Annotated in this window: 20 protein-coding genes and 1 pseudogene; 8 read left to right on the top strand and 13 right to left on the bottom strand. The window is 69.8% G+C overall.

The window, feature by feature from the left end; all coding sequences use genetic code 11:
• Positions 1-110 precede the first annotated feature (110 nt).
• The 8 genes from F8566_RS01275 to F8566_RS01240 all read right to left on the bottom strand — a co-directional run bounded on the left by F8566_RS01275 (position 111) and on the right by F8566_RS01240 (position 7,121).
• Positions 111-512, bottom strand: a complete 402-nt coding sequence (locus tag F8566_RS01275) for an SRPBCC family protein (protein WP_225992754.1) — start codon at positions 510-512, stop codon at positions 111-113.
• 1 nt (position 513) lies between these two features.
• The gene (locus F8566_RS01270; RefSeq protein WP_151557078.1) at positions 514-996 is read right to left on the bottom strand and encodes an SRPBCC family protein; all 483 of its coding nucleotides are present in this window, start codon (positions 994-996) and stop codon (positions 514-516) included.
• Positions 993-1,316, bottom strand: a complete 324-nt coding sequence (locus F8566_RS01265) for an ArsR/SmtB family transcription factor (protein WP_192809450.1) — start codon at positions 1,314-1,316, stop codon at positions 993-995. Before F8566_RS01265 ends, F8566_RS01270 begins: the two co-directional genes overlap by 4 nt.
• A gap of 176 nt (positions 1,317-1,492) precedes the next feature.
• Positions 1,493-2,443, bottom strand: coding sequence for an erythromycin esterase family protein (locus F8566_RS01260; RefSeq protein WP_151557076.1), 951 nt, complete (start codon positions 2,441-2,443; stop codon positions 1,493-1,495).
• Positions 2,444-2,564: 121 nt separating this feature from the next.
• Positions 2,565-4,058, bottom strand: coding sequence for a serine/threonine-protein kinase (locus F8566_RS01255; RefSeq protein ID WP_151557074.1), 1,494 nt, complete (start codon positions 4,056-4,058; stop codon positions 2,565-2,567).
• 309 nt (positions 4,059-4,367) lie between these two features.
• Entirely contained in the window at positions 4,368-5,051 is a 684-nt protein-coding gene (locus F8566_RS01250) for a GntR family transcriptional regulator (RefSeq protein WP_151557072.1), read from the bottom strand.
• Between the two features lie 28 nt (positions 5,052-5,079).
• A complete protein-coding gene (locus tag F8566_RS01245; protein WP_151557070.1) occupies positions 5,080-5,796 on the bottom strand; it encodes a cysteate racemase in 717 nt (238 codons plus the stop codon).
• Positions 5,797-5,906: 110 nt separating this feature from the next.
• Complete coding sequence (locus F8566_RS01240) at positions 5,907-7,121, bottom strand: cytochrome P450 family protein (RefSeq protein ID WP_225992753.1); 1,215 nt, start codon at positions 7,119-7,121, stop codon at positions 5,907-5,909.
• 197 nt (positions 7,122-7,318) lie between these two features.
• On the opposite strand from F8566_RS01240, the gene F8566_RS01235 reads away from it, so the two are divergent.
• The 5 genes from F8566_RS01235 to F8566_RS50785 all read left to right on the top strand — a co-directional run bounded on the left by F8566_RS01235 (position 7,319) and on the right by F8566_RS50785 (position 11,956).
• A complete protein-coding gene (locus F8566_RS01235) occupies positions 7,319-7,849 on the top strand; it encodes a PadR family transcriptional regulator (RefSeq protein WP_151557068.1) in 531 nt (176 codons plus the stop codon).
• A complete protein-coding gene (locus tag F8566_RS01230; protein WP_151557066.1) occupies positions 7,846-8,889 on the top strand; it encodes a serine hydrolase domain-containing protein in 1,044 nt (347 codons plus the stop codon). Before F8566_RS01235 ends, F8566_RS01230 begins: the two co-directional genes overlap by 4 nt.
• A gap of 155 nt (positions 8,890-9,044) precedes the next feature.
• Entirely contained in the window at positions 9,045-9,716 is a 672-nt protein-coding gene (gene wrbA / locus F8566_RS01225) for an NAD(P)H:quinone oxidoreductase (protein ID WP_151557064.1), read from the top strand.
• A 150-nt stretch (positions 9,717-9,866) separates the two neighbouring features.
• Positions 9,867-11,279, top strand: a complete 1,413-nt coding sequence (locus tag F8566_RS01220; protein ID WP_225992752.1) for an MFS transporter — start codon at positions 9,867-9,869, stop codon at positions 11,277-11,279.
• 125 nt (positions 11,280-11,404) lie between these two features.
• Positions 11,405-11,956 (top strand): PfkB family carbohydrate kinase, encoded by a 552-nt coding sequence (locus F8566_RS50785; protein WP_225992751.1) that lies wholly within the window; start codon positions 11,405-11,407, stop codon positions 11,954-11,956.
• A 36-nt stretch (positions 11,957-11,992) separates the two neighbouring features.
• Here the strand turns inward: F8566_RS50785 and F8566_RS50780 are convergent.
• The 3 genes and pseudogenes from F8566_RS50780 to F8566_RS01200 all read right to left on the bottom strand — a co-directional run.
• A pseudogene (locus F8566_RS50780) lies at positions 11,993-12,393 on the bottom strand (LLM class flavin-dependent oxidoreductase); the annotation flags it as partial.
• 35 nt (positions 12,394-12,428) lie between these two features.
• Positions 12,429-13,490 carry an alcohol dehydrogenase catalytic domain-containing protein gene (locus tag F8566_RS01205; protein ID WP_225992750.1) on the bottom strand — a complete coding sequence of 354 codons (1,062 nt, stop codon included), beginning with the start codon at positions 13,488-13,490 and terminating at the stop codon, positions 12,429-12,431.
• Positions 13,491-13,712: 222 nt separating this feature from the next.
• Entirely contained in the window at positions 13,713-14,576 is an 864-nt protein-coding gene (locus F8566_RS01200; protein WP_192809449.1) for a universal stress protein, read from the bottom strand.
• 261 nt (positions 14,577-14,837) lie between these two features.
• On the opposite strand from F8566_RS01200, the gene F8566_RS01195 reads away from it, so the two are divergent.
• Entirely contained in the window at positions 14,838-15,392 is a 555-nt protein-coding gene (locus tag F8566_RS01195) for an RNA polymerase sigma factor (protein WP_151557060.1), read from the top strand.
• Here the strand turns inward: F8566_RS01195 and F8566_RS01190 are convergent.
• Entirely contained in the window at positions 15,290-16,351 is a 1,062-nt protein-coding gene (locus F8566_RS01190) for a BtrH N-terminal domain-containing protein (protein WP_151557881.1), read from the bottom strand. The two genes, F8566_RS01195 and F8566_RS01190, sit on opposite strands and share 103 nt — an antisense overlap.
• A 231-nt stretch (positions 16,352-16,582) precedes the next feature.
• Entirely contained in the window at positions 16,583-17,503 is a 921-nt protein-coding gene (locus F8566_RS01185) for a DUF4394 domain-containing protein (protein ID WP_225992748.1), read from the bottom strand.
• 225 nt (positions 17,504-17,728) lie between these two features.
• Here F8566_RS01185 and F8566_RS01180 point away from each other — a divergent pair, with 225 nt between their 5' ends.
• A complete protein-coding gene (locus F8566_RS01180) occupies positions 17,729-18,193 on the top strand; it encodes a nuclear transport factor 2 family protein (RefSeq protein ID WP_151557058.1) in 465 nt (154 codons plus the stop codon).
• Positions 18,193-20,556 (top strand): ankyrin repeat domain-containing protein, encoded by a 2,364-nt coding sequence (locus tag F8566_RS01175; RefSeq protein ID WP_151557056.1) that lies wholly within the window; start codon positions 18,193-18,195, stop codon positions 20,554-20,556. Before F8566_RS01180 ends, F8566_RS01175 begins: the two co-directional genes overlap by 1 nt.

Raw genomic sequence — 20,556 nt, 5'->3', positions numbered from 1 at the left:
GTCGTGAACCGTTCAGCGCCGGCGCCGCTACTCAGCTCCGGTCTGGTGCCGGACTCCGGCGCCGTGGCGGTCCTCGGCCGCTCGCACGCCGTCGGCCTCGACCCGTTGCTTCAGCCGTTCGAGGTTGGCCGGCATCGGCGGACGACCAGGGGGACAAGGATTCTGCCGATGCCATGGCCCTCGAAGGCGATGGCGATGGTCAGGCGGGACCGGTGGGAGGCGAGGGGCTCGACGGTGACGTCCACCCTGGCCCGGATGGGGCCGTCGATGCCCCGTACACCCCAGGTCCGGGGCGGGTCGATGTGCGCGAGCTCGGCGGTGACCGGCCGGTCGGCGAAGCCGATGCGGCGCGTGGTCAGGCATCGCGTACCGACCGCCGGAGGGCCTGCGGTGTCCATCCGCCCGTCCACGACACCCTGCTGCCACTCTGAGAAGCGTGTCGGGTCGGTGGCATAGGCGAACACCTGCGCCGCCGGCCGGTCAACGTCGATGTTCACCGTGATCGGTGGCATGTCAGCTGCTCCCCGTGAACAGAGCGGCGTACCGGGACAGGTACAGCGGCCACCCGGCGTCGTCGCCGACGCCCTGGGCGACAGCCGGCCAGCCGGGACCGTGCCGGTCGATGTTGCGGTGCTCCAGCTCGACCCTGGTGCGCTGCGGGGTCTCTGCGACGAACCGGACCTCGACCTCGCTGGTGTTCTCGGGGTCGGCCTCGAGCTGCCATGTCGGGCCGATGTCCCAGCTGAACACGACGCGGTCCGGCGGCTCGTAGGCGAGGATGCGCGCCCAACGGCACTCGCTGCCGTCGGTGCCACGGTCGTAGATATGGCCGCCGACCCGAGGCTCGAACACGGTCTCGGCGATCGCCACCCCGAGGAGGTTGTGCTCCGGCGGCTTGAAGTCACCGAAACGTTCGGTGAACACGGTGAACGCCCGCTCGATCGGCGCCTCGACGACGATCTGCCTACGTACCACCGCGGTCGCTGCCTGCGTCATGGATCCTCCTCGACCTGTTGTTCTGCGGCGTCCTTGTAGCCGGCCAGTGCCCGGTTCCAGAACGTGTCGAGCTGGTCGCGCAGCGCGGCCACGCCCGCCGGGTTGAGCCGGTAGATCCGGCGCGTACCGGCCGCGCGCTCGGTGACAAGCCCTGCGTCCTTCAGCACTTTCAGATGCTGGGAGACCGCAGGCCTGCTGACGGGAAGCTCGTTGGCGAGTTCGCCGACCGCACGCGGCCGCTCGGCCAGACACGCGACGATCGCGCGCCTGGTGGGATCGCCCAGCGCCTCCCACGCGTCGTCAGGTTGGTAAGTGGCCACGAACGGTAAGCCTAGACGCACGGATTGGCGGAGGCAAGACGCGATCTAGATGGCGTCGCAGTGGGCGCAGGCGTCACGGCGGCGGTAGTAGTACGCCATGGCCGCGCCGGCCAGGAGCGGTCCCCAGAGTCCGAGCGGTACGACCGCCAAGCCAAGAGCCTCCGCTCCGGGCACGCCTAGGCGGGCAGTGGTGCGAGCAGCCGGACGGGCGTGACCTCCTCGGTGTGGACGACGACATCGAACCAGCCCGCCAGTGACCCTCCCGACATGTGGTAAGCGGCGTCATCGGCGGGGTCGTAGGACGGTCCGATCAGGCGTGTCCTGGTCGATGCGTTGAGCCATCGGCCGACCGGCTCGGGCCGCGGAGCCCGCAGGTCCAGGAAATATCCGGCCCGGCCGTCGGCGCCCGCTGCCAGCACGGAGTCGGCGAACTGCACGTCCGGCGCGGGGAGGGGCACGCCGATCGAGCCGTGGCCGAGGGTCAGGCCGATCGACCGATAGCGTTCTCCCATGTGTTCGCGCAGGTGACCGCCCATGTTGCGGTGGGTCGCCACAGGCGAGGACGGGGAGATGGTACGGGGGTCGCCGACGGCGGTGTGCGCCATGCCGCCCCAGTACACGATCTTGTCGCCGGTACGTTCCTGCCACCAGGCCACACCGTCGGCGAGCGCGCGTTCCAGCCCGGCGAGACCGTCGAGCGGCGTCGCGTGTCTCGCCTCCGGACCGGAGTTTTCGGCGAATCGCACCGGATCGTCAGGGTGTCGCTGGTTGTACGACCTCATCCAGCCGATGACGCCCAGGATCTCCTCCGTCTGCCAGAAGGCCCGTGCCCCGGCCAGCATCTCCCGTGGATCGCCCTCGCCTGTGGCGATGTAGGCGTCGAGCCCGAGTCGGCTGGGATCGTCGCCCTCCAGGGCCAGCGACCGGAAGCCTTCCTCCTCGACCAGCAGCCGCACGACGCGATGCGCCACCACAGACAACTCCCGCGTCTGTCGCGCAGCGGCGCCCAAGGCCACGACATTCGCGTCCCTCACCATCGGTGCGAGAGGCCGCAGGTCGTCCAGCGGCTCGCCAGGATCCCGGGCCACCAGGACATGGGAGCTTTCCTTGATCCATTCGACCACCATGTCCGAAAAGCTACGAGCCACAGGACGGCCACTGCATCTGTCAGTTGACTGGGCCGTGTTCGGGCCGCTTCCGGCGCCATGCCGACCACCTTGAACGCTCCTCGGAGCGAGGAGCGTTTGGCTAACGTCCCGTTGCTGCGATCCGGTCGAGGAGCTGGAGGGTGGTGGGGTCGGGTGTCCACTGGCCTTTGCCGGCGGCTTCGGCGAGTTTCTGGCGGATCTCGGCGGACTTCCCGGCGACTTCTTCGGTCTTGCCCTGGCTGAGTTTCTTGGCGATGTGCTTGATGTGGTCGTTTATTTTGCCTGCGGCTTCGGGGTGCAGCTGCCCGCTGGCGACCTGCTGGTTGATGCGCCCTTGAAGCGCGGCGAGTGCGGCGAGCGGGCTGGAGGCCGTGGCCCGTGGACTGGTCGATGGGGTTCGGCTCCGCACGGGCTTGGGAGAGGCCGCTTGGGTGGTTTCGGCGGCGGTGGGGACGCCGGCCGTGGGCGGTGTGGGCGTGGGGCCGGAACCTCTGAACGCGACGACCAGTATGACGACGGTGAGGAGGAGCGCCATCCCGGCCAGCGCAGCGACATGGCGGGGATGATGAGTGATCCAGGCACTCACGGCCTGGGTGGAGGCCGGCCGGGAGCCCGTGCCGTAGGGGTCGAGGGTGGGCAGGACCTGCGTGACCTGGTGCGGCTGACTGGACGCAGTGGGATTGGCTGCTGGTTGACCGAGCGCTTCGAGGACGCTCGCTACCAGCGTGGCGTCCTGGAGGCGTTGACTGGGGTCCTTGGCGAGCAGTTGCAGGATGATGTCTTGGAGATGCGCCGGAGTGACGTCCCGCGGGTGGCTGGGCGCGGTCGGTGCGGTTGCCTGGTGGTGGTGCAGCAACGCTGGGGTGGCGTCCGCGGTGAAGGGTGGCTGCCCGGTGAGGAGTTCGTAGAGCACACACCCCAGGGCGTACAGGTCGCTCGCGGGAGTAGCCGGGTGGCCGTTGACCTGTTCGGGCGACACATAAGCGGCCGTGCCGACCAGCGGCCCAGGGGTTCGCGCCGCAGTGCGGTCCCCGGGTACCGAGCCGTCCAGTGGGCTGGCGATGCCGAAGTCGGTGAGTTTGACGGTGCCGTCCGGCGCGTACAGCAGGTTGCCTGGTTTGACGTCGCGGTGCACCAGCCCGGCCGCGTGGGCAGCCGCCAAGGCGCGGGCGGCCTGGGCGCCGATGGCGGCGACCTCGGCAGGTGGCAACGGTCCTCGCTGATGGAGAACGGCGGCGAGGTCGTGGCCGTCGACCAGCTCCATGACCAGGAACGGTTGCCCGTCGGCGGTGTCGACGTCGTAGATCTGGACCACGTTGGGGTGCACCAGCCGGGCGGCCCCTTGAGCCTCTCGCCACGCTTGGCCGACGGCTGCCGGGCCGGCGGGTGAGTGAGCGGGCTGAGCCTGGGCTGCCGCGATTGCGTGGATGGCCGGGGCGTCAGGGCGGAGGAGCTTGATGGCGACCGGACGGCCCAGGAATGCGTCCTCGGCTCGCCAGACCTCGGCCATGCCGCCCCCGCCCAGGACTTCGATCAGCCGGTACCGGTCGGCCAGCAAGCCTGGCGCCTCACCCCCGCGCCGGTCTCTGCCCATTCACCGTGCTCCTTGACCATCGACAGCCCCAGGCAGGGTGTGCTGGAAGAGAGGAGCCTCGCCCCGGTACGGGGGCAACCGGGGCGAGGCTCCGATGGCGCCACTGGGTGTCTCAGTCCGTCGAGAGGCGTGGCGCCAAGCTGCGGCGGGGTTTTCCGCAGCTACAAGGTCCAGCGTCCAGGCCGCCGAGAGTGTCACACTCCGCCGGGCTTCTCTCCGATCTGGCCCCGGCGATCCCGTCGGGCAGATCCGGGTGCTGGGCGTGGGACGGCTTCGCCGCCCTCCGCGGCTCACGGCGCTGGGGCCGGTTCAGTTCGCTGTTTCTGTGAACTGGTTGTCGTCAAAGAGCCGGTTGATGTGTCCGCCGAGTTCGGACCAGTGCTGTGCGGACAGGGCGGCGGCGGCACCCGCGTCGCCTGTCGCGCAGACGGTGATGAGCTGGTCGTGGTGCTCGATGGTGTTGCGGCCGCCGAGCAGGGTGGAGAACTTCCGATAGAGGATGCGGTGGATCTGGGGGTGCAGCTGCTCGATGATCCGGCTGAGGACGGGGTTGTCGGCGGCGGTGACGACGACGGCGTGGAAACGGTCGTCGGCTTCCAGGGCGGCGCCGGTGTCATTGGCGGTCACGGCCCGCTCGAAGTCCTGGTTGGCCGCGCGCATCCACTCCAGGTGCCGTTCGGTCATGAGCGGTACGGCGGTTTCGACGGCGAGCCGGTCGAGGGTGCGCAGAACGGCGAGGGTCTTGTCGACGTCGCGGCGGTTGAGGGTGGTGACGCGGGTGTAGACACCCGGCTTGGCCTCGACCAGGCCGCAGTCGACGAGCCGGGTGAGCGCCTCACGGACCGGGGTGCGGCTGAGTCCGAGGCGGTCGGCCAGATCGCTGTCCTTGACCTTCTCCCCGGCGGCCAGTTCACCGCGGACGATGGAGTCGCGCAGGCGGTGGAAGACCTCCGCGCTGAGCAGGCGGCGGGAGACGGGCTGGTCCAGCGACATATTGCGTACCGTACATCGGACGGGTGGGTCACCGGGCGCCTGAGCGCCGGACGAGGGCCCGGGCGAGGACGACGGCCGGGTCGATGAGCGGAACGGGGATGGCCTGTGGTGGCAGTCCCAGAGGGATTTCAGTGCAGCCACCAATGATGACCTGGGCGCCGCGGTCGGTGAGCCGATGGGCCGCGCGGGCCAGCGGTTCACCGACCGCGTCGCTGCGCTTCCCGGCCTTCACCGCCAGGATCCCGGTCATGACCTCGTTGGCCTGGCTGGTGCGGTCGGGCAGCAGCACATCGATGCCGACCCGGGCGAGGCATTCCTGGTACAAGCCCGCACGGACGGTACCGGTGGTGGCAAGCAGCCCTGCGGTGCGGAGCGACGGCCCCCGCCGGGTCAGGTGTTGGGCCACCTCGCCGATCATGTGGACGATGGGCAGGCCCGCACGGTCGGAAATCCTGGGGACGAACGCGTGCGCCGTGTTGCACGGGATGGCGATCAGGGTCGCGCCCGCCTCCCGCAGGACGCGGCATCCGTTCAGCAGCCATGGAGTGGGATCGGGTCCGCGCCCCAGGAGCGCCTCGGTGCGGTCGGGCACCGTGGGATCGGACCAGATGACCGTTTTGAGATGCTCCTGGTCGCGACGGCCAGGCGTCAGCGCCACCAGCTTGGTGTAGAAGTCGGCGGTGGCCGCCGGCCCCATCCCGCCCAGAATGCCGATGACCTGCGTAGCCGGGGATGAACCATCCATTGTGCGGCCTCCTCCAGCCAGGAACGCCCTGGCCGGCCCAGTGCAATGACTCCAATATATTGCACTCTGCGTACTGGGGCTACGGAGGGTCGTAGGGTGCCTTTCTGTCGTCAGGTGACGGTGACGGGCAGGGTGGTCAGCCCGTTGATGAGCATGCTGGCCTGCACCCTGAGGTCTTGCGGGGGTACCGCTAGCCGCAGGTGAGGGAATCGGTCGATGAGCGCGCCGATGGCGATTCTGGCCTCCAGCCGGGCCAGCGGCGCACCGAGGCAGTGGTGGATGCCGTGGCCGAAGGCCAGGTGCGATGCCGGTGGCCTGGTGATATCGAATTGCTGCGGATTCGGGAACTGCCGCGGGTCGCGGTTGGCGGCCAGCGGTGCGGGGACCACGACCTCGCCGGCGGGGATGGTGACGCCGCCGATCTGTACGGGTGCCGCGGTCCTGGCGGGGATGGTCACCTGCGCCGGGCCGTTGAAACGCAGGAGTTCTTCGACGGCGGCGGGCAACCGGTCGGGTTCGGCGCGCACCAGGTCGAGCTGGTCGGGATGGGCGAGCAGCGTCTGCACGCCGCCGCAGATCAGATGGGCCGTGGTCTCGTACCCGGCGACGAGCAGCAGGAAGACCATCGAGGTCAGCTCGTTCTCCGACAGCCGGTCGTCATCGGCGCGCGCTGCGACCAGACCGGAGATGAGGTCGTCGGACGGGTGGGCCCGCTTGTGCGCGATCAGTTCCCGGACGTAGGTGATCAATGAGGTCGCCGCGGCGACGAACGTCTCGGCGGGGTGGACCGAGCCGTTGATGGCCACCGCCGTCCATTCCTGGAAGTCGCGGCGGCGGTCCTCCGGCACGCCGAGCAGCTCGCTGATCACGGTGAGCGGGAGGGGAGAGCCGAAGGTGGCGAGCAGGTCGACCGTCGCGCCGTGCCCTCCGGCGGCCGCCACGTCGTCCAGCAGACGGTCGACGATGCGCCGGATCTCCGGCTCCATCCCCTCGATCCGCCGCCGGGTGAACGCGGTGGACACCAACCGGCGCAGCCGGGTGTGATCGGGCGGGTCGGAGCCGAGCAGATGGTGGTCCATCGCCGCAGCGAGATCGGGCGGCACGGAGTCGCGATGCGGGCCGTCGCCTCCCTTCCCCTTGATGACGTCGGGATGGGTCAGCGCCTCCCGCGCCTCGTCGTATCCGGTGATGAGCCAGACATGGACACCGGTGAACAACGTGACCCGCCGCACGGGCCCGGCCGCCGCCAGCTCGGCGAACGCGGCGTGCCGCGCAGCGGGCGTGGCCTCGACGAACGGCGAGGTCACCGATGGGGATTCCGTCATGATCAACTCCGATCCGGGCCGTCGTCCAGCCGACGACCGGGAGACGACGACTCCGACAAGATCAACCGAGTCCTCGCGCACAAAGTTCCGACCGCGGACGCAAGCCCCACCACAAGGGCTGGCGGCGGTCTGGAGTGTGCCCGCTATGGCCTGACTTTCATATAGGACAACACCTATATGAGTGTTAGCATATATGGATGTCTCTGCGTCATGCGATTCTCGGCCTGCTGGCCGGGCAGCCGATGAGCGGCTACGAGTTGAAGAGGGCCATCGACGAGAGCGTCGGACACTTCTGGACGGCTGATCAGTCGCAGATCTACCGCACACTGTCCGGGCTGGTCGACGATGGTCTGGCGGCCCGGCGCACGGTCGTCCAGGAGGATCGGCCCAACCTGCATCTCCACTCCGTGACGGCCAGCGGGCTGGCGGAGTTGGACCGGTGGCTGGCGTCGGGCCTGCAGGCCACTCCGACGCGCGAGCCGTTTCTCGCGCGGTTGTTCTTCGCCGAAAGACTTCCGTTGGACGAGGTACGGAAGTTGCTGGATGCCCGACGACAGGAGACCAGCGAGCTGCTCACTGCGCTGGAGGCTGTCGCGATGCCCGAACCATCCGGCAGCCTCGGCCATGCCCTGCGCTCGGCCACCTTGGCCAACGGCATCACCCATGCCCGCGCCGAACTGGAATGGCTGGACGCCGTCGAACGGCAGCTCGATCAGGTCGGCCAATGAGCTCGTCCCGCACAGGCAAGCTCGACCGGATCGCGGCACGTTTCTCCGCCAAACCGACGACATCGGCACTGAGCTTCGCCATCGAGCAACCGGCCACGGGATTCACCTGGAGCTTCAACAACGCCCAGCCGTACTTCTTCGCCAGTATCACCAAGCTCTACACCAGTGCCGTGATCATGCAGCTGAATCACGAGCGGGCACTGACCCTCGACTCACGCGTCGCAGACCTGCTCGGCAAAGACCTGCTACGCGGTTTGAACACGCACGGCGGTCATGATCACGGCCACGTCATCACTGTGCGCGAACTGCTGGCGCACACCTCGGGAATCCCCGACTATTTCGAGCAGAAGCGCCCCGACGGCCACAGCATGCTGGCGGATCTGCTGCGAGCGGACATCGCGTGGACCTTCGACGACGCCATGGAGACAGCCCGATCGCAGCCGAGCAGGTTCGCGCCGTCGACGCCGGGCAAGGCGCACTACTCCGACACCAACTACCAACTGCTGGGGCGCATCATTGAGGCGGCCACCAGTGGAGGCTACGAGCAGGCCATCCGTCGGCGGATCATCGAACCGCTCGAACTGCGGGACACATGGCTGCTCACACCGGCAACGCGCGGGCGCTACGACGAGGTCGCGCAACTGCTGAACGGCCGCGCGCCATTGCGCATACCGAACGCGATAGCCTCGGTCGGTCCCGACGGCGGCCTGGTGTCGACCGCCGCCGACGGGCTGCGGTTCCTCCGCGCCTTCATCGGTGGCGAGCTGTTTCCAGCGACCTACCTGGACCAGATGACATCCACCTGGAATCGGATCTTCTCACCCGTCGAGTACGGGGTGGGGATCATGCGTTTCGCGCTGCCTCGCCGGTACTCCCCGCTCGCACCCGCACCACCCCTGATCGGCCACTCCGGAGCGTCTGGATCAGTGTTGTTCCACGCCCCTGACCATGACCTCTACATATCTGGCACGGTCAACCAGTTCCGACACCGCAGCCTCCCCTACCGGCTCATGCTGCGGCTGATCAACCAACTCCGATGAGCGGACGATCCGTCTCCTGCAGATCCCTGGTCGGTGGCCTCATACCGCCAGAGCCGTCCGGTCACCTCGCCTGGACGTCCATGGGTTCTGCTTGACAGGTTAGTTATGCGCATAACATTATGCGCATAACTAATTCGGAGATCGAGGGAGCCGGCATGACCGTGAAGGTCGCAGTCATCTACTACAGCTCGACGGGTGCCGTGCACGCACTCGCGCAGGCCGTCGCCGAGGGTGCCGGCTCGACCGGGGCCGAGGTGCGGCTGCGGCGGGTCGCCGAACTGGCGCCCGGCAGCGAGATCGACCAGAACCCGCGGTGGCGGGAGCACGCCGACGCCACCACGTCGATCGCTCAGGCCTCGGTTGAGGACCTCGCGTGGGCCGACGCATTCGCTTTCGGGACGCCGACACGGTTCGGCGCGCCTGCGGCACAACTGAAGCAGTTCATCGACCAGACCATCGGTCTGTGGCGGGAAGGCAGCCTGGCCGACAAGCCGGTGACGGCCTTCACCTCGGCGTTCAACCGGCACGGCGGCAACGAGGCCACGATCTTGTCACTGGCCAACGTGTTCTACCACTGGGGGGCGTTGATCGTCCCGCCCGGATACACGGACCCGGCCGTGTACGCCGCCGGCGGCAATCCGTACGGCACCTCGGCTGTGACCGGCCCGAACGGAGACGGCCCGGACGCCGCGACGCTGGAGGCGGCCCGGTACCAGGGACGGCGGCTGGCCCGGACCGCGATCCGGCTGCTGGCGGGCAGCCGCGTCACCGAATCCAACGGAAACCCCCGCACAACCGGCGATGGAAGAGCTCGCCAGACCGCTTGAGCGGCCATCCACCTTCCCAGCCGGAGCTGGCGCAGATGTCGGCAGAGGGAGCACATCCCATGAGCGCTACCGGCGGCCCAGCTCACCGAACACTTACCGCAGATTCGCATTCAGGAGACGCTTGTGACGTCCGAACCATCCACGAATACCTTGACCCGTAGCCCCGCCGAAGGCAGAACCAGCCACGCCTGGATGGTCCTGGCGCTGGCGTGTGCCTGCCAGTTCATGGTGATCCTCGACGCATCCATTGTTAACGTCGCCCTGCCCTCGATCGACCGGGACCTCGGCTTCACGGCCGCCGGCCTGGCCTGGGTGGTGAACGGTTACCTGCTCACCTTCGCCGGCTTCATGCTGCTGGGTGGCCGCGCCGCTGACCTGTTCGGCCATCGCCGGCTGCTGGTCACCGGGCTGTTGTTGTTCTCCGCATCGAGTCTGGTCGCTGGCCTGGCGACCGCGCCGGAGGTTCTGGTGGCGGCCCGCGCCGCTCAGGGCATGGGAGCCGCCCTGATGGCCCCGGCGACGCTGGCCGTGATCAACTCCAGCTTCACCGAGCCGAACTCGCGGGCCCGGGCGTTCGGCGCATGGTCCGCCGCGGGCGGTGTGGGCGGGATGGCCGGCGCGGTCGCGGGCGGTGCTCTCACCACCGGGCTGTCATGGCGGTGGGTCTTCCTGATCAACGTGCCGATCGGTGCGGTGCTGATCGTCATGGCCATGATGTCGCTGGCCGGCATGCGCACCGGCCGGAGGGAGTCGCTTGACCTCACCGGTGCGGTCACGGGAACGGCGGGGCTGGCCGCGCTGGTCTACGGGGTCATGCAAAGCGCCGATCATGGATGGACGTCCGTGCTGGTCGTCGGCCCGGTCGGGGTGGGCGTGCTCCTGCTCGTCGCCTTCACCGTGGTGGAGGCACGCTTCGCCGCCCAGCCGATGATGCCCCTGCGGCTGTTCAGACTCCGGGGGGTGGCCGTCGGCAACGGCATGCTGCTGCTGTTCGGCGGGATCGCCATCGCGATGTGGTACTTCACGTCGCTCTTCCTGCAGAACGTACTCGGCTATGACGCGCTCCAAGCCGGGCTCGGGCAGACACCCGCGGCGGTGACGTTCATGGTGGTCGCACGATGGGCCGCCGCCCTGCTGCCGCGCGCCGGTGTGCGCGCCCTGGTGCTGGCCGGCTGCGGCTGTTTCCTGACCGGTTTCAGCTGGCTCGCCCAGGCCCACGCCGACACCGGCTATCTCACCGGCGTGCTCGGGCCTACGCTGCTCATCGCGGTCGGCATCGGGCTGACCTTCCCCACTCTCATGGCCGCGGCGACCGCCGACGCCCCCGAGAGCGACGCGGGAATCATCGGCGGACTGGCCAACACCGCCAGTCAGCTGGGCGGGTCGGTGGGCCTGGCGGTACTCGCGACGGCCGCCAGCGCCACGACGCAGACGGCGGCCGGCGGGAGTTCCCCGGCCGCCGCCCTCGCCGCCGGCTACGACCGGGTCTTCCTCCTGGCGGCCGGGCTCGGCCTGGCCATCGCGCTGGTCAGCTTGCTGTTGCCGCGGCACCGCCCCAGCTGACGGCAGGTGTTTCGGCGATGTGCACGAACGCACTCCTCGTGGCCGCAGTGTCTCCTCGCGCCGCGCCGGGAGGAGCGGGCGAGTAGGAGGTCTTCGAGCGGGCACATCTGCGGCGGAGGAGGATCATGAACGATGGGCCGGAGCAGGTCGTGGTGGTCGGTCAGATCGCGCGGGATCTCGTGGTGGTCGTCGACGAGGTGCCCGGTGCCCATCAGGCCGTGCCGGTGCGCCGGCGGCGGGAGATGCTCGGCGGCAAGGGGGCCAACCAGGCGGTCGGGCTGGCTCAGCTCGGCGTTCCCGTCGCCCTGGTGGCCGTGGCGGGAGACGACACCGTCGCCGGCGCGCTGCTCGACCAGGCCCGGCGGGACGGCGTCGACGTGTCGGGGGTCGTCCGCCGTTCCGGCGAGCCGACCGGTCTCATCATCGACATCGTCGATGGGGGTGGCGATTGGCGATACCTGGAGGATCTACCCAAACGGTGCTCCTCACCGAGGATGACGTGCGTGCCGCAGGGGACGTACTGGGCCGGGCTGGCAAGCGGAGCCGGTGTCTTCGGCGCCGCTCGCCTGGCCTCCGCGACCGCCGCGGCGACCGTGGGCCATCCCGGCGGACGCCCCAGCCTCTCCCCCGCCGTCCTCGACCGGTATCTCCCTCTGGTGGACGAGAGCCTGGACTGACCAGGGCCCGCCTCGCCCGTGTGATCGCGCGCGCCCCGGCATGGTGCAGATGAATCCATCGGCGATCCGGCCCGCCAGGCGAGCCGCCTTTTCCCCAAAGCCCGACATGTAGATCGGCGGCGGCTCGTCCGGAAGGGTGTAGACCCGGGCGGTGTCGACTCGGTAGTGCTCGCCGCGGCCGCCTGGGCCGCCACCGCCGGGTGGACGCGCACCAGCGGGCAGGTCACCGCGGTCGTCACCGGGAGCGACGTCACCTGCGACAACGCCCCGATGACCGACCACACGAAGGGGCTTTGGCCCTGCTCGTCGAGCCACGGGTGGTAGTGGTCTGAGATCCACAGAGCTTGGAAGCCGGCCCCTTCCGCGAGCTCGGCCTGACGGACCAGCTCGGCCGGGCCGTGTTCCTCGCACGCTAGGAAATAGCCGAATCTGGTCACTGGCACTCGCCTCCTATTGCCGGCGTGAGCGGTCGTCAGGGCAGTTCGAGCGAGACCTTGGTCCAGCCCGGCTCACGGCGGTCGAACGCCTCATACGCATCGATCACCGAGGGCAGCTGCTCCTGCTGGCTCAGGACGGTGGTGGGATCGGCGTGACCGCCCGCGATGCGGCTCAGCAGGCCGGGGACATAGCGACGGTGATTGCAGTTGCCCGCCTTGATGGTGAGGTTGCGGTTCATCGCCGCGCCCAGCGGGAAGCTGTGGTGCTGCGGCGGGTAGACGCCGACGATGCCGATCGTGCCCGCCTTGGCGACGAGTTCGACGGCCCAGCGCAGGGCCTGGCTGGGGGCGTCACCCGGCTTCCAAAGGTTGCCCTGGACGTTGGTACGTGGCGCCGCCTGCTGCTGCTCGTGGTGGAACTCTTCCGCGGTCTCATCGTCCACCTGCTGGGCGGCGGGACCGCCGACCGGACGTTCTGCGTCCACACCGACGGCGTCGATGACACGATCGGCCCCGACGCCTCCGGTCAGCTCACCGACCACCTCGACCGGGTCCTCGACGTTGAAGTCGATGGTCTCGGCGTTCTGGAGCCGGGCGGTCTCCAGGCGGTCGGCGTCGCCGTCGACGATGAGCACCCGGCCGGCTCCCTGCATCCGGGCCGAGAGCGCGGCGAGCTGCCCGACCGGTCCGGCGCCGAGCACCAGCACCACATCTCCCTGGCTGACCTCGGCGAGCCGTGCGCCGAACCAGGCGGTCGGGAAGATGTCGCTGACCATGACGGCCTGCTCGTCGGTCACGCCGGGCGGGATGGCCACGAGGTTGGTGTGGGCGTACGGGACTCGCGCGTACTCGGCCTGTAGCCCATCGAACGGGCCGGTTGACTCGGGACCGCCGTAGAAGGCCGTCCCGGCGTTCGAACCGTTGGGATTGGCGACGTCGCACTGGGCGTAGTAACCGGCGCGGCAGTACACGCACGTTCCGCAGCCGATCGTGGACGGAATCACCACCCGGTCACCGGGGACGAAGTTCCGTACCTGTGGCCCGACCTCCTCGACCGTGCCGACCGCTTCGTGACCCAGCACGGTACCCGGCCGCATGCCCGGCACGTGCCGCGGACGAAATGCAGGTCCGTCCCGCAGATCGCGCTCGTAGTGATCCGTACGATGGCGTCGCCCGGCTCCCGGATCTGCGGGTTGGGAATCTCGTCAAGGCTGATCTTCCCCACGCCGTGCCATACAACAGCCTTCATCACCGACTCCTTTCCAAAGAGGCACGCGAATCCCTTCCCTCGGCACGAGCGCTACACCTGCGTGCCGCGCTTAGGAGGCGATCGTTCGGGCGATCAAGACCGGGCAGGTGGCGTGGTGGATCAGCGCGCTGGTCACCGAGCCCAGGGCCATCAGATGACGGCGCTGATCATCATGCGTGCCCACCACGATGAGACCCGCGCGGGCGGACGCCTCAATGAGGGTGTCCCGAGCCGACGCGTTGACCACCTGGGCGCTGACAGTGAGCTCAGGGTGATCCTCACGGCAGGCGGTCAACATCGCGTTGAGCCGTGCTTCCTGCCGCTCCTGGATCTCACCGATGTGCGACACCATCGGAACCATGTCCCCGGGCCGTGCGGCCGTCGGCAAGGCCCATGCACGCAGCAGCCGCACCGGTGCGCCACGCAGTGCGGCCTCCCGGACGCCGAGGTCGATCTGTGGCTCGGCCGGGCCGTCACCGACTCCGACGACGATCTCCGCGTCATCGGCGGCGGGTGGTCCCGCCGGGACCAGCGCGACCGGGCAAGGGGCATGACCTGCCACCTGGTGCGCGACCGACCCCAACAGCAGGCCTTTGAAGCCCCCGAGACCTCGATTGCCCACGACCACCAGGCTCGCGTCACCGGCCCGCTCGATCAATGCCGCTGCCGCGCTCCCGGTCACCAGGTCGCCGGCTACGTCGCTGCCCTCTGGCACACCCTCACGGGCTCGCGCCCGCGCATTGTCCAGTACACGTTGAGCTTCGCTCACGTCACTGCTCTCTTGCGGGTTCAGAGACGCCTCGCTTGGGGGCCCGGTCCCGGCATGTATCAGCCGCAAGGGTGCTCCTCGCCGGGCCGCTTCTCGGAGCGCCCAGTCGAGAGCCGCGTCACTTGGCTCGGAGCCATCGACGCCAACCAGAATCGTTCCCTTCATGGCCGCTCCCATTCGAGCTTCTTGTGGCCCTCTCCGTCATCGCAGCGATGATCCGGTCGTCATGGCTGCGCGGGCCCGAACGACGTAACCCGGGAGGCAGGGCCCGAACGGGCCGCAGCCATGCCGTGCCCGGATTCCCCCACGCCAAACCGTCTCGGCATCGCAGCCGGTGGCACGCGGCTACAAGGTGAAGCGCAGCCTCCCTCCGTTCCCCTGACACTCCCGTAGGAGCCGGGCACATACTGAGCGGCCTGGTGCCGTGTGAAGAAGATCCGTGGCCACGGGATCTACCGGTACGTGGCCTCGCGCCTTGGCCGCGACGTCGCCGACGACATCGCGGCCGAGACGTTCCACGCCGCGTTCCGCAAGCGGGATCGCTTCGACCCGGCGCGCGGCACCGTATGGCCCTGGCTGTACGCCATCGCCACCAATCTGGTCGGCCAGCACCAGCGGGACGAGAAGCGTCGCTACGAGGCGCTCGCCCGCGCCGCCGGGACCGACCAGCCGCCCGACGGACACCAGGAGCGGGTCACCGACCGCGTGGTCGCCGAGGGTGTCCGGCCGCAGCTGGCCGGTGCACTGGCGGCGCTGCCGGACGGCGACCGCGACGCGCTGCTCCTGATCGCGGTCGGGGGGCTGCACGAGCAGCGGATCATCAGCGACCCGGCGACCGGGCGGCTGCTCGGGACGGAGTACGTCATTGCGTCGCTCGGTCATGAGGGCGAGCGTGCCGCGGTGGCCAGTTTCTCCGTGGCGTACTCCTCCAACGCCGGGAGGGCGGCCGCCTCCTTGGCGACCGCAGCATGGTCGGGCTGAGCGGTGCCGGCCGTGCTGGCGGTGCCGGCGGCGGCGGCCAGTGCGCTCCACGCCTCGGCACAGGCGGCCCATGCCCCGCCGGCCTCGCGGAACGCCCTGTCCCCGGTGATCTCGGCGACGTCGTGGCAGAATCCGGCTTGCAGGCGGCGGAAGAGACCACCACCGGTCCCGGCCTTCTCAACGCAGATCCGCACCGTGCGGTACATGGCGGCGAGGGTCTCGGGGGCGTGCCGTTCGGGCCAGCCGGCCACCTCGGCGGCGAAGTCCTTGACGCCCGCGAGGCCGGCGGAGTAACCCGCGATCTCCAGTGGCGATTCGCCGGACGCCGGGTTCCCGCCCGTCATGTTGGCCACCACGTCCTCTGCCGCGTCCCGGGCGATCGGGAGCAGGTCGGGCAGTCGGCCGGGGAACCGCATGGGGAACGTCGCATGGCGGTTGGGGTGGGGGAACCCGTGGGAGTCGCGGGCGTGGGCGAGCGCCTCCATGGGCACCTCCTGGAGCTCCTCCCGGTCGTTGTCGGCCACCCAGGCGACGCCGGCTGCGGCGTCGTACCCGACCACGACGATGTCGTGGCGGGTGTTGGTCAGGCGTACGCGCAGGTACGGGAGCCGGAGGATGTCGGCCCAGACCATGACGGGGCGGCCCGCGTCGAGTTCGGCGGTGACCCACGCCCATCCCTGGACGGGGTCGTCGGTCTCCCGCCGCTCGACGTCCACCCCCAGGCGGCGGCAGAGGTCGAACTCCATGTCGAGGGTGCGCCCGCCGAGGTAGACCGGCGGTGTGAGGCTGGGGATCTGGAGGAACGTGAAGTCCAGCCCTCCGCTGAGGCCGAAGACCAGCGGCTCGCTCGGCGGGCCCGCCCAGCCGAGCCCCGCCCAGTCGAGCAGGTCGCGCAGGGCCCCGGACCCGCAGTGCCCGGCGAGCCGGTGCGGGTAGTCCTCAAGTCTCGTGGCGGTCACAGGCGCCTCCCGGCGTTCCTCGCGGGCGTGATACTCCGGTCTCACCGAATCACGTTCTACCGCTTCTGCCCACCGCGACCCGAATAGGGTTCAGCCCCCTTCCGGGCGTCGTCCAACTTGAGGCGGGGCCTGCGGCGGGAGGAACGCCGCAGGCCCCGCTACCGGCTGCACGAGGGGTATGAAGGACAACGTCGTCGTCCCACCGGTGTCTCGTGCGGCCTTACCTGGGCGTCAGCCCTGGTTCAGGGGCAGCGCGACATCGACGACCTGCCCCGGGAAGGCCCCGACCGGGATCGCCCTTCCGGTGAGCAGGTTGGTCCGGTAGAAGCGGTACTTGCTGCCCAGCTGCAACGTGGCGTACCCGGTGTTGGTGCCGTTGGCGGCCGAGTAGTAGACGTCGAAGCCGGCGTTGGGGCCGGCGTCGACGCGCAGCTTGCCGGTCGGGGCGAGGTTGCCGGCGTTGGCGGGCGACTGCGCCGACGTCTGGTCCAGGGCGGTGTCGAGATCGAACAGGGTGGTGGCGGTGTTGGTGTCGAGATCGTTGTTGGTGTAGGCCGCCCCTGTCACGTTGGTGGCGGTGGCACCGGTCTGCGCGGGCGGTACGGGCGGGTTGGTCAGGGTGCCGTCGGTGGCGGTGACGCCCGCGGCCGGCGCGCCCGCGGGATCGTCGATGTTGTGCCTGAGGTTCTGACCGGTGTCGCTGATCACTCTCAGCCGGTTGGCGGCGGGGTTGAAGTCCACTCCGAAGTTCTTTCCTTGGAGGGCGACCGTCAGTTGCGACACCTTGGCCGCAGAGGCGTTGCCGGTGTGGAGGGTGTAGATGCCACCCTGGTCGCCGACGCCGTAGAGCTTCCCGTTCTGGACGCGGAAGTCGATCCCCACCAGGCTCCGGTCGCCCTTGAGCCCCGACACCTTGCCCAGCGCCGAGACCGCCCCGGGGTCGGTGGACCGGAACGCGACCAGGCGCTGGTCGCCGGTGAGGCCGATGACCTTGAGGCTGGGAATCTTCGAGGCCTGCGGTGCGGACTTGCTGGCCCCGGCCGGTTCGATGAGCCTGAGGGCGTCGTCGTGGCTTCCGTAGGCCATCATGCCCCCCACGGCAGTGGCCCCCGCGGCCGTGACCAGCACACCAACGAGCAGTACTTTGCGCATGCGCTCCCCTAACAGATCGACGCGGCCGCTTGAACCCCGGGCCGCATCTGTGGTTCGTCGCAACAGGCGCGGTGGATTGCCACTCCTTCGAAATTTTTTGAAGCCGGGCCTCCGATCCCCTCACGACGGCCGCCTGTAGGCTCCGGACATGTCGCTAGATCTCGGGTTTTCCCGTTCACGTGGCGGTGATGAGACGTCCGCCTGCGCGCAACTCCTGTGGCTCTCATGAGGGTGCTCGATCCGCGCGACCGGATCATGCTCGCCGACCTGGTCGCCCGGTACGCGCTCTACACCGACCGCGCCAAGTACTCCGGTCTCGCAGGCCTGTTCACCGACGACGCGGTGCTCGTCCTGCCCGACCCGCCAGAGCATTTCGGCCCCGTCCGCTCCTTCACGGGACGGGACGAGATCAGCGAGTCGTTCCACTCCCTGGACGGTTTCCCGCTCACCTCGCACGAGATCGTGGGCCAGGTCTTCGACCCGGGACGCGAGAACGCGACCGCGACCGGGCACATCGCCTGCGTCGCGCACCATCTCACCGAAGATGAGCCAGGAGAACTCACCGACTACGCCTGGCACCTCCGCTACACCGACGCTTACCGGCGTGAGAGTGGCTTCTGGCAGATTGCGCGTCGGACGTTGCAGATCGACTTCATCGAGATGAGACCCGTCTGGCGCTGGAGAGCGTGATGAGGCTCGGCACGACACCGCCCCAGTCTCTGCTGCGCTCCGCGATCCGGCGCGGGGACGCCGACGCCGTACGGCGGCTGCTTGACGACAGTCCCGGACTCCTCGACGAGGCGCACTTCCTGAACGGTCCGGGAGTGCTGACGGCTGTGGAGAACCGGTCTGCCGAACTCCTCCGGCTCCTCCTCGAACGCGGCGCCGACCCCGACAAGGAAGGCGCTTATGAGCGGCGTCCGCTCACCGCGGCCGCCGCGTCCGGCTGGTACGAAGGCGTGGCGGTGCTGCTCGCGCACGGCGCCGACCCGCGTCGTCTCGATGCCGGCGGAAGGACGGTTTTGCATCAGGCCGCGACGCGCGCCGTCGCCGAACTGCTGATTCGAACCGGAGCGGACGCCCGGCGGTCCGACGAGCGGGACCGCACCTCGCTGTGGGAGGCGGTGAAGCGCGACCGTGTCGACGTGGCACGCCTGCTGATCGAGCATGGCGCCGATCCGCTCGCCGCCGCCCGCGCCAGCAGCACGTTCGACCGTGACGCCGCGAAAAGCGGACAGATACCGCTCCACGAGGCGCGCAGCGCGGAGATGGTGCGACTGCTGCTGGAGGCGGGCGGCCACGACCGACTGGACGCCCGCAACGACAGGGGCCGGACGCCGCTGCACGAGGCCGTCCACTACGCCCGAACGGACACCGCCCTCGCGCTTCTCGAACTGCGACCCCAGCAGGCCGTCGATGTCTCCCTGCGCAACGCCGTCGAGGCCGACCAGCCGCGTCTGGTCGAGGCGCTGCTGCGGCACGGCACGAATCCGGATGACGGGTTTCCGCTGGCCGGGACGCGTTCTGCCGACATGGTCGACCTGCTGGTGGACGCGGGAGCCGAGATCGGCGGTGTCCAAGTGCTGGAGGACGCCGTCAGGCGCGGCGATGCCGAGGTCGTCGCGGCTCTGTTGCGGCGCGGCGCGCCGGTGCCCGGTCAGGGTGGGCCGCTGCCGGACGCGCCGACCGCCGAGATCGCCCAGCTGCTGATCGAGCACGGCGCCGAGCCGGGCGCCGAGGATTCCGTTCTGGAAACGGCGCTCCTCTACAAGCGCTCGGACGTGGTCCGGATTCTGCTGGAGCACGGGGCCGCGCCGACCGCCGAGGAGCTGGATCGGGCGCCTTGGTGCCCGGGTGCGATGGCTGCGATGCTCGCCGCCGGGGTCGTCCCACCGGACCCCGATCGCATGCTGGAGTCCGTCGTGACCGAGGCCCTCAACGGGCCCGGGTACGCACAGGACGCGGCGGCCCTGCTCGCGCTGGGTGCCCGGCCCGACCCCAAGCTGGTCGAACGCGTCGCCCGCGGCGGTGACGCGGACTTGCGGGCGGCGTTCGCGGCCGTGCTGGGTGACGAGGCGCTGGCCCTGTCCGCGCAGGAACTCGGGCATGCCCCGCAAGCGCGCGTCTTCGTGCGGGACGGCGAGGCGCTCACGCTGACCCGTGACCGCGACGTGGCCGTCCGGTGGGACTTGACCGGTGACGCACCGATGCCGGTCTCCGCCGTGCCGTTGGGCGGGAAGGCCATCGACGGCGCCGCCCATGGTGACCGGCTGGCCCTGGCGTTCAACAGCGACGAGGACGATGAGCACCGCGTCGAGATCCGGTCCTGGCCCGCGCCCGACCGCTCGGCCGTCCCCTGTGCGAAGCAGGAGGTGGGAGACCTGGTGTTCTCCGGCGACGGCCGCTACCTGGTGGTCGCCCGCCGGGACGCGCCCGCGCTGCTGCTCGACAGCGCCACCGGGGAGCAGATCACCACCACCGGGGGCGTGCCCGGATCCGGCTCCGTCCACGGTGGCGACTGGGCGGCGCTGGCCGCCTTCGCGCCCGGCCGGCCGCACTTCGTCACGGTCGGCACCAACCAGGGCTGGTGGGAGATCAACGGGTTTGCGGTCGGCGGGGACGGGACCGTGTCGTCCCTGTACTGCCACGACGACCACGACCTGGGCCTGCGGCTGAGCAGCTTCCAGACCGCGTCGTGGGTGGGCTGGTCGCCGGACGGGCGGCGGCTCGGCCTGTGCTTCTGGCTGGACTACCCGGCGCCCGGCGTCGACGGCCTGGACGAGTGCCTGGGCTGCGTCGTGCTCCTCGACGCCGCCACCGGCCTGCCGCTGTGGCGGTACGCACTGGACACCAAGGGCGCGGCCTGCTGGTTCACACCCGACTCGGCCCGGCTGGCCGTGCGCCGCCGCTCCGACGTTGTGCTGCTGGACATGGAGGACGGCTCACAGGCCGCCGCGTTCCGGCTGCCCGCCGACGCCGACGGCCCAGCCGTGCCGCTCCGTGACGGCTCCCTGCTCGTCTCGACGGCCTCCGGCCTACGTGTCATCCAGTGA

It is taken from the genome of Actinomadura rudentiformis, from assembly GCF_008923185.1.
GTDB classification, from domain to species: domain Bacteria; phylum Actinomycetota; class Actinomycetes; order Streptosporangiales; family Streptosporangiaceae; genus Spirillospora; species Spirillospora rudentiformis.
Note: the sequence above shows the minus strand (reverse complement) of the source record. Positions and strands in the feature narration are given on the sequence as shown.

Excerpts from the sequence above, each read along its gene's own strand:
- F8566_RS01275 (WP_225992754.1), bottom strand. The coding sequence starts at position 512 with ATGCCACCGATCACGGTGAACATCGACGTTGACCGGCCGGCGGCGCAG.
- F8566_RS01270 (WP_151557078.1), bottom strand. The coding sequence starts at position 996 with ATGACGCAGGCAGCGACCGCGGTGGTACGTAGGCAGATCGTCGTCGAG.
- F8566_RS01260 (WP_151557076.1), bottom strand. The coding sequence starts at position 2,443 with ATGGTGGTCGAATGGATCAAGGAAAGCTCCCATGTCCTGGTGGCCCGG.
- F8566_RS01255 (WP_151557074.1), bottom strand. The coding sequence starts at position 4,058 with ATGGGCAGAGACCGGCGCGGGGGTGAGGCGCCAGGCTTGCTGGCCGAC.
- F8566_RS01250 (WP_151557072.1), bottom strand. The coding sequence starts at position 5,051 with ATGTCGCTGGACCAGCCCGTCTCCCGCCGCCTGCTCAGCGCGGAGGTC.
- F8566_RS01245 (WP_151557070.1), bottom strand. The coding sequence starts at position 5,796 with ATGGATGGTTCATCCCCGGCTACGCAGGTCATCGGCATTCTGGGCGGG.
- F8566_RS01240 (WP_225992753.1), bottom strand. The coding sequence starts at position 7,121 with ATGACGGAATCCCCATCGGTGACCTCGCCGTTCGTCGAGGCCACGCCC.
- F8566_RS01235 (WP_151557068.1), top strand. The coding sequence starts at position 7,319 with ATGTCTCTGCGTCATGCGATTCTCGGCCTGCTGGCCGGGCAGCCGATG.
- F8566_RS01230 (WP_151557066.1), top strand. The coding sequence starts at position 7,846 with ATGAGCTCGTCCCGCACAGGCAAGCTCGACCGGATCGCGGCACGTTTC.
- wrbA (WP_151557064.1), top strand. The coding sequence starts at position 9,045 with ATGACCGTGAAGGTCGCAGTCATCTACTACAGCTCGACGGGTGCCGTG.
- F8566_RS50785 (WP_225992751.1), top strand. The coding sequence starts at position 11,405 with ATGAACGATGGGCCGGAGCAGGTCGTGGTGGTCGGTCAGATCGCGCGG.
- F8566_RS01205 (WP_225992750.1), bottom strand. The coding sequence starts at position 13,490 with ATGCGGCCGGGTACCGTGCTGGGTCACGAAGCGGTCGGCACGGTCGAG.
- F8566_RS01200 (WP_192809449.1), bottom strand. The coding sequence starts at position 14,576 with ATGAAGGGAACGATTCTGGTTGGCGTCGATGGCTCCGAGCCAAGTGAC.
- F8566_RS01185 (WP_225992748.1), bottom strand. The coding sequence starts at position 17,503 with ATGCGCAAAGTACTGCTCGTTGGTGTGCTGGTCACGGCCGCGGGGGCC.
- F8566_RS01180 (WP_151557058.1), top strand. The coding sequence starts at position 17,729 with ATGAGGGTGCTCGATCCGCGCGACCGGATCATGCTCGCCGACCTGGTC.
- F8566_RS01175 (WP_151557056.1), top strand. The coding sequence starts at position 18,193 with ATGAGGCTCGGCACGACACCGCCCCAGTCTCTGCTGCGCTCCGCGATC.